At 66.7% G+C, this 6,976-nt stretch carries 5 protein-coding genes and 2 pseudogenes; 5 read left to right on the forward strand and 2 right to left on the reverse strand.

Annotated features, from left to right (window positions below; all coding sequences use genetic code 11):
• Positions 1-173 precede the first annotated feature (173 nt).
• Entirely contained in the window at positions 174-923 is a 750-nt protein-coding gene (locus ABZ904_RS34590) for a glucose 1-dehydrogenase (protein ID WP_361003500.1), read from the forward strand.
• Positions 924-1,558: 635 nt separating this feature from the next.
• Here ABZ904_RS34590 and ABZ904_RS34595 read toward each other — a convergent pair.
• Positions 1,559-3,004: an aldehyde dehydrogenase family protein gene (locus ABZ904_RS34595; protein WP_359401116.1), complete on the reverse strand. Its 1,446-nt coding sequence runs from the start codon at positions 3,002-3,004 to the stop codon at positions 1,559-1,561.
• 551 nt (positions 3,005-3,555) lie between these two features.
• Here ABZ904_RS34595 and ABZ904_RS34600 point away from each other — a divergent pair.
• The 4 genes and pseudogenes from ABZ904_RS34600 to ABZ904_RS34615 all read left to right on the forward strand — a co-directional run bounded on the left by ABZ904_RS34600 (position 3,556) and on the right by ABZ904_RS34615 (position 6,613).
• Entirely contained in the window at positions 3,556-3,918 is a 363-nt protein-coding gene (locus ABZ904_RS34600) for a hypothetical protein (RefSeq protein WP_361827867.1), read from the forward strand.
• 96 nt (positions 3,919-4,014) lie between these two features.
• On the forward strand, positions 4,015-4,347 hold the full coding sequence (locus ABZ904_RS34605) for a hypothetical protein (RefSeq protein ID WP_361003494.1): 333 nt from the start codon (positions 4,015-4,017) through the stop codon (positions 4,345-4,347).
• 79 nt (positions 4,348-4,426) lie between these two features.
• Positions 4,427-5,209, forward strand: a complete 783-nt coding sequence (locus ABZ904_RS34610; RefSeq protein WP_361827870.1) for an endonuclease domain-containing protein — start codon at positions 4,427-4,429, stop codon at positions 5,207-5,209.
• Positions 5,210-5,357: 148 nt separating this feature from the next.
• Positions 5,358-6,613 (forward strand): annotated as a pseudogene (locus tag ABZ904_RS34615) (IS701 family transposase).
• Positions 6,614-6,815: 202 nt separating this feature from the next.
• Here the strand turns inward: ABZ904_RS34615 and ABZ904_RS34620 are convergent.
• Positions 6,816-6,976, reverse strand: a pseudogene (locus ABZ904_RS34620) (IS701 family transposase); the annotation flags it as partial.

The following is a 6,976-nucleotide window of genomic DNA, read 5'->3' on the forward strand; positions in this document are numbered from 1 at the left end:
CTGCCGCTGCTCGGAGATGTGGATGAAGTCACGTTTTTGTCCGTGCGGTCCATAACGCGGTTCTTTACCGTACAGTCCATAACTGGGCCCGGGACCGTCCGGTTCGGGCTTGTAATGCCGCAGTGACTTGGTGCACGTCTTCTGGCGTTCGCACCGGACAGGGGTAAACGATCATGGGACAGCTTGACGGGAAGACGGCAGTCGTCACCGGAGGCAACAGCGGAATCGGACTGGCCACCGCCAAGCGATTCGCACGTGAGGGCGCGCACGTGTTCATCACGGGCCGCCGGCAGGAGGCTCTCGACGCCGCGCTGGTCGAGATCGGTGGGGAAGCCACCGCTGTCCGGGGCGACGTCGCGAACCTCGCGGACATCGACCGCCTCTACGCGGCTGTCGCCGAGCAAGGCCGGTCCATCGACGTACTGTTCGCCAACGCGGGCGGCGGTGAGTTCGCCGCTCTTCAGCAGGTCACCGAGGAGCACTTCGACGCCACCTTCGACATCAACGTGCGAGGCATGCTCTTCACCGTTCAGAAGGCCATTCCGCTGTTCAATGACGGCGCCTCGGTGATCCTGACCGGATCGACTGCCGCCACCTCAGGCGGCGCCGCCTTCGGCGTGTACGCCGCGTCCAAGGCCGCGGTCCGTTCCTTCTCCCGCACCTGGGCCAACGAACTCAGCGGCCGCGCGATCCGAGTGAACACCCTGGTGCCCGGCCCGATCGTCACCCCGGGCATCACCGGCCTGGCCGCGGACGCCGACCAGGCCGCGAAGATGAGGGACGTCTTTGCCAGCCAGATTCCGCTGGGCCGGATGGGGCACCCGGACGAGGCCGCAGCTGCCGCACTGTTCCTCGCCAGCAATGAGAGCAGCTTCGTCACCGGATCCGAGCTGTTCGTAGATGGCGGACTCAACCAGATCTGACCGAAGCCATACAGCCGGCGGAAGCGGCAGAAGACACGAGGCCTTCCCCCGGCAGGGCCCCACAAGGCACGAATCACCCCGAGCCCCTCCGCCGCTGCGGGAAGGACCCGTCACCGACGCTCTTGCCCATGGTGACGGCTGGCAGTCCGCCGCCGCGCCCATGGAAAAGACGCCTGCTTCTGAGCGCCGGCACCGGCGTAAGCAACACGAGGGGGGCCCGGTCGTTAGCGGCCGGACCCCCCTCCTATGGTGCCGTGCGAGTCAGATCACCACCGCTACCCTCGTCCGCGGCCGTCGCCCACGCCCGTGCAGAGCGTGACGAACCCGAGCAGCCACAGCACCAGGAAGGCGGGCGCCACCCGCCAAAGGGACTTGACGGCGAACCCGCACCGAACGGGACGCGTGCGAAGGCAGAACGAGCAGCAGGGAAGCCATGGTTGTCGACGTCGTGTGCCGTGGCCTGCCCTGCTGCAGCTCCTTCAGCCCGTAGCCCGCTGAACCGGACCAGAGGATGTCGAGCTGCCCAGCCGGATCTGCACGGCGGCCGGCGACGGCGGGTTCGGGTCCGACGCCGGCCTGCCCTCCACGACCGGCGGCCAGCGCGCAGCACGGCATCCGACGGGAGGGTCTTGCTACTACAGCGCAAGGTCAGTGAGGACCAGCACGCGCTCGTAGGTGTAATCCATCATGGCGAACTTCACTCCTTCGCGGCCGACACCGGACTGCTTGACCCCGCCGTAGGGCATCTGGTCGGCGCGATAGGAGGGCACGTCGCCGATCACGACTCCGCCGACCTCCAGAGCCCGATGCGCTCGGAAGGCAGCCTGCAGGTCGCGTGTGAACACGCCTGCCTGCAGCCCGTACTTGGAGTCGTTCACGGCCGCGAAAGCCTCGGCCTCACCGGACACCTTGAGCACCGTGAGAACTGGCCCGAAGACCTCCTCGCAGGCCAGGGTCGTGTCTGCCGGAACATCCGCGAGGACCGTAGGCGCGTACGAGGCGCCCTCCCGCTTGCCGCCCGTATACAGCGTGGCCCCGGAACCGACGGCTTCGTCGACCCACGACTCGACGCGGCATGCTGCGTCCTCACTGACAAGCGGACCCACATCGGTTCGGTCATCCGAGGGGTCGCCGGTGACCTGAGACTCGACGGCTGCGACGATAAGCGGCAGCAGTCGGTCGTACACCGCGGCGTCGGCTATGACACGCTGCACGGAGATACAGGACTGCCCGCCCTGATAGTTGGAGAACACAGCGATACGCTTGGCGGCCCAGTCAAGATCCTCGTCGCTCGCAAAGTCGGCCAGCACCACGGCCGCGCCGTTCCCGCCGAGCTCCAGTGTGCAGTGCTTCCTGGGGACCGAGTCCATGATGGCGTACCCGACCCTCTCGGAGCCGGTGAACGAGATGACCGGCAGGCGCTCGTCCTGCACCAGCCCCGGCATCCGGTCATTGGCGACGGGAAGGATGCTCCATGAACCGGCCGGCAGTTCGGTCTCGGCAAGCAGGTCACCGATGATCAGGCCCGAGAGCGGAGTATTGGGCGCCGGCTTCAGGATGATCGGGGCGCCGGCCGCGATAGCCGGGGCGACTTTGTGGGCACATTGGTTCAGCGGGAAGTTGAACGGCGTGATCCCCAGCACAACGCCCTTCGGGAAGCGGCGGGTGAGCGCGAGCCGGCCCTGGCCGCCGGCGTCAGTGTCCAGCCGCTGAGCCTCGCCACTGTTGAAGCGGCGCGCTTCCTCCGCGGCGAACCTGAACACGGACACCGCACGGCCGACCTCGCCGCGAGCCCATTTGATCGGCTTTCCGTTCTCCGCGGATATGAGCTGCGCGATCTCCTCGCTGCGCTCCACGAGGCGCTTGCTCACGTGGTCGAGCGCGGCGGCACGCACATATGCCGGCGTAGCCGCGAACTCATCGCGAACGGCGTATGCCGACGCCACCGCCTCCTCGACCTGCTCGTCGGTGGGAACACTGACCTTTCCGATGAGCTGCCCGGTCCAGGGGGAGCTAATAGCCAAGGTCGTCTCACCACTGGCCGCGCGGCCGGCGAGCCAGAAAGCACGGGTGGGAATCATGTCCTGTCACGGCCCTTTACGTCTGAAGGTGCGCTGACGTGCATCCGCCAGCAGTTAAACCGTAGGACCGCTGAGGTGACAGACGTTTTGTACGTGGTGTAGTGATCGCATGCAGGCGCATGCCGGAAGGTAGGCTTTCGCGCGGCGGTCCATCCTTCGGACGGTGACTCGCGGTTATCGACGTTCGATACGAGACCAGTGACCGACGCCCGTCGCACCATTGGTTCTTTCGACACCCGATCCTGGTGTGACTGCCCGACGGAACCTGCTCGACGCGCTGATGTCTCGCGTACTAGCTTCCCGCGGACGGGGCTGCGGAAAGGAATTCCTCAACGCTGAGTGTCGCGTGCGAAATGAGCGGATACCGCAAGATCATGGCATCGTAGGCAGGGTGCAGGAAGACGCGGTTGAGTTGCGACTCGTCGAGTCCGCTGAGCCCGCCGTCCCAGGCCATCCATCCTGCCTCTCCCCGCACGTGGTGTTCTGCCCAGTGTCCACCACGTGCAGTAATGGGCACGGTTGGGGGCCTGGCCGCCGCGTACGTGTATCCCATGGACGAAGACCTCACGGGGCTCGACGGCAGGTTCATTCACCTCACCTCTCTCACCGAGGTCGTCAATGAGTTTGCTACGCCTGAGGACGTCGACAGCATCGCGGCAGAGGCAGCTCTGCGCACAACCGAAGCCTTGACGGTTGTGGCCCAGGAGGCATTCAGGACATACGGCCATCGTCGACCAGGGCACGAACCTCCGCCCTTCGCGGTTGCGGCATCGCGCACGGGTGAGTTCGATCTGAATGGTCTCGGTGCTGACGATGTCGAAGCGGTCCGTGCAAACTGGTGGTTGTCCGCACCGAGCGTCAAGTGCAGCTCGGTGCACGACATTAAGGCCCAGCGCATTGGTGATCACGTGTAGTGCGCCGGCACCGCCCAGTGGCTCCTTGCTGGTCTCGCGTTTGACGCCCCAGGCGAAAACGTGGTCGTTCCGGTGGGCGCTGTGTGGGAAACCCGCGTGCTGGTCAGCACAACGCAGTCTGAGACGCCGTTGACAGTTCTTCGGACGTTCCAACCGAGAGCGGCCACAACCGAAGAGCTTGCGAACATGCCTGAGCCCCCACAGAAGCCGGACTTGAATCTCTTTGCTGACGCCGCCCGTTGGAGCAGGCTCGAACGGGCGGCGGCTCACGCCAATCGCAATCTCAGCGGAGCAGCCCTTGCGAACTTGCTCCAGCAGCTGGACGAGTTCTCGAACGAGAGGGGGTATTTCCGGTCCGCAGATGCGGAGAGAATCCGGACTCTGATCCTCGGGCATGAGTCGCCCACTGAGCCACCAGCCGACGACTGAGGCGTCCCCATGCCTCCGTAGTGGGTCAGACCAGGGCCATCGGATCCCGTTGTCAGTGCCGTACGGCACGATGCCGGCCATGCCGACTCTGAATGACCTCCCCCCGTACCGTCGGGCAAAGCAGCTGTGGGAATACGCCCACTTCGGCGTGGACCGGATCGAGGAGATGGTTCGGGAACGGGCTGGGACGCCGTGCCACCTGTCCGGAGTTTCCAAGCCATCCTTGCCCCGGGTAGCGGTACTGGGCGCGGACGGCCGGTACCACCTGATGAGCGATGACCGGATGATCTGCGCCAAGCGCCGTACAAGGCAAGGTTGGGAGCACGAGCAGTGGTGCGGGTGGACGGAGATCGCCGGAGGGCTGGTCTATGGCTACCGCGCCGGCGGGACGCACGACTCCCTAATGCACAGTTGGTTCGTGCAGGCCTCGCCCGAGGGCGTACCCCCTTCGTCGGTGGCGCCGGTACAGCGCTGCCAGCACGGGTCTTACGGCGTCTTCCACTACTGGCCGCCGCCCTCGGCCAAGACGTCCGCCGTTCGGCGGCTGCGGGCGGTGCTGGTTGACCCCCTCGGGCCGGACTGCCACCTGTGCGGCGCCCTGCCCGGGGCGATGGTGGATCACGACTACTCCACGGGCATGGTGCGCGGCCTCCTGTGCAAGTTCTGCAACCGGACCGTGGAGGAGTGTCCGCACGTCGCTGGCTGCCCGAAGGCCGAGTACATGGACAATCCGCCAGCGGCACGACTGGCGCTTCCGCACCCGCCCTACCTGGCGTACGAACCGAAGGAGTCAACGAGGCAGCACAAGATCGAGTTGCTCGGATTCGATCCGCTGGCCGAGTGGAGGCCGGGGCGCCGGTGACCCTCCCGGGATTCCCTGTCTCCCGGCCCCCGTCGTGAGGCCGGTCAGAACAGCACCACCGCGCCTAGTAGGGCTTGGTCAGGTCGGCTGTGGTGGTGCGTGTCCTCCGGGCCCGGTGTGGCGTTGGGAGAGTGTGACTCCGGACGAGATGACTGCAGTACGTGGTGAGTTGGAGGAGTTCGCGGCCGACGTGTTCGAGCCGTTCGCGCGCAATGACCAGCGCCGCTGGGGCAGGGCCAGGTCTATCTGCGGGGGCTGCTTACCGACGGGCAGCGTAAGTCGGTCGAGCCGATGGCCGCGCGGCTCGGTGAGGACGGGAACCGGCAGGCACTGGCTCATTTCATCACCACCAGCCCGTGGGACCCGGCCCACATCCGGGCGAAACTGGCCTGGCGGATGGAGGCAGTGATCGGGCCGCAGGCCCTGGTCTTCGACGACACCGGGTTTCTGAAGGACGGGACCTCCTCAGCCTGCGTGTCGCGGCAGTACACCGGCACGGCCGGCAAGGTCACCAATTGCCAGGTCGGCGTCTCGCTCCACCTCGCGTCCGACCACGCCTCCGCGGCGGTCAACTGGCGGCTGTTCCTGCCCCAGACGTGGGATCCCGCGTCTGCGAAGGCCGATCCGGGCAAGGTCACCCGACGTGCCGCCTGCCAGATCCCGGACGACGTCGGGCATGTGGAGAAGTGGCAGCTGGCCCTGGACATGCTCGACGAGACCCGCTCCTGGGGCATCGAGGTACCGCTGGCCATCGCGGACGCCGGATACGGCGACGCCGCCGCGTTCCGGCACGGACTGCAGGCCCGCGGCCTGAACTACGTCGTGGGAATCTCCAACACGCTCTCAGCTCAGTCCGCCGACGCGGTGCCGGTGGCCGAGCCGTACTCCGGGACCGGACGCCCGCCGGTGGCCAAGTATCCCGACAAGCCACGGTCGGTGAAGGAACTGGTCATCGCGGCAGGCCGGAAGGCAGCTCGGCCGGTGCAGTGGCGTGAAGGCTCCCGGCCCGGCACCGGCCGCTCCGGCCGCAAGCGGATGTACTCCCGCTTCGTGGCCTTGCGCATCCGGCCAGCCGGACGCGAGGTCCAGCAGGCCACTGACGGCCCGGAGCTGCCGGAGTGCTGGCTGTTGGCCGAATGGCCTGCCGGCGAGAGCGAGCCGGTGCAGTACTGGCTGTCCGACCTGCCCTCCGGCATGCTCCTGACCACGCTGGTCCGGCTCGCCAAGCGCCGCTGGCGCATCGAGCACGACTACCGGGAGATGAAGCAGGCCCTGGGCCTGGCCCACTTCGAGGGCCGAACCTGGGGCGGCTGGCACCACCACGTCACCCTTGTCTCTGTCGCGCATGCATTCTGCACGCTGCAACGACTGGCCCGGGCCCCAAAAGACGCGGCGCCGGCCTGAGCCTCTACCAGGTCGTCCGCGAGCTACAGACACTACTCGCGGCCTGGACCGGCGCCTGCCCGACCTGCCACCGCGACATACCAGCACCAATACAGACCTGACCAAGCCCTACTAGTAGGACTCCGTTAGGTCTGTCTTGATCTTGGTGCCGTCTTGTTGGGAAGAGGCTGGTGGCAGGTGGTGCAGGTGCCGGTCCAGCAGTTCAGGAGGTCCTGGATGGCGTCGAGGATCTGGTAGAGGGTGAGTTCGCTGTATCGGCTTTTGGGGTCAGCCGCTGCTCGGTGAGGAAGGCATGGGCGGCGGTGACCAGGGTGGCGTGGTGGTGCCAGCCGTTCCAGGAGCGGCCTTCGAAGTGGTCCAGGC

This window comes from Streptomyces sp. NPDC046900 (assembly GCF_040644975.1).
Taxonomy (GTDB): Bacteria; Actinomycetota; Actinomycetes; order Streptomycetales; family Streptomycetaceae; genus Streptomyces.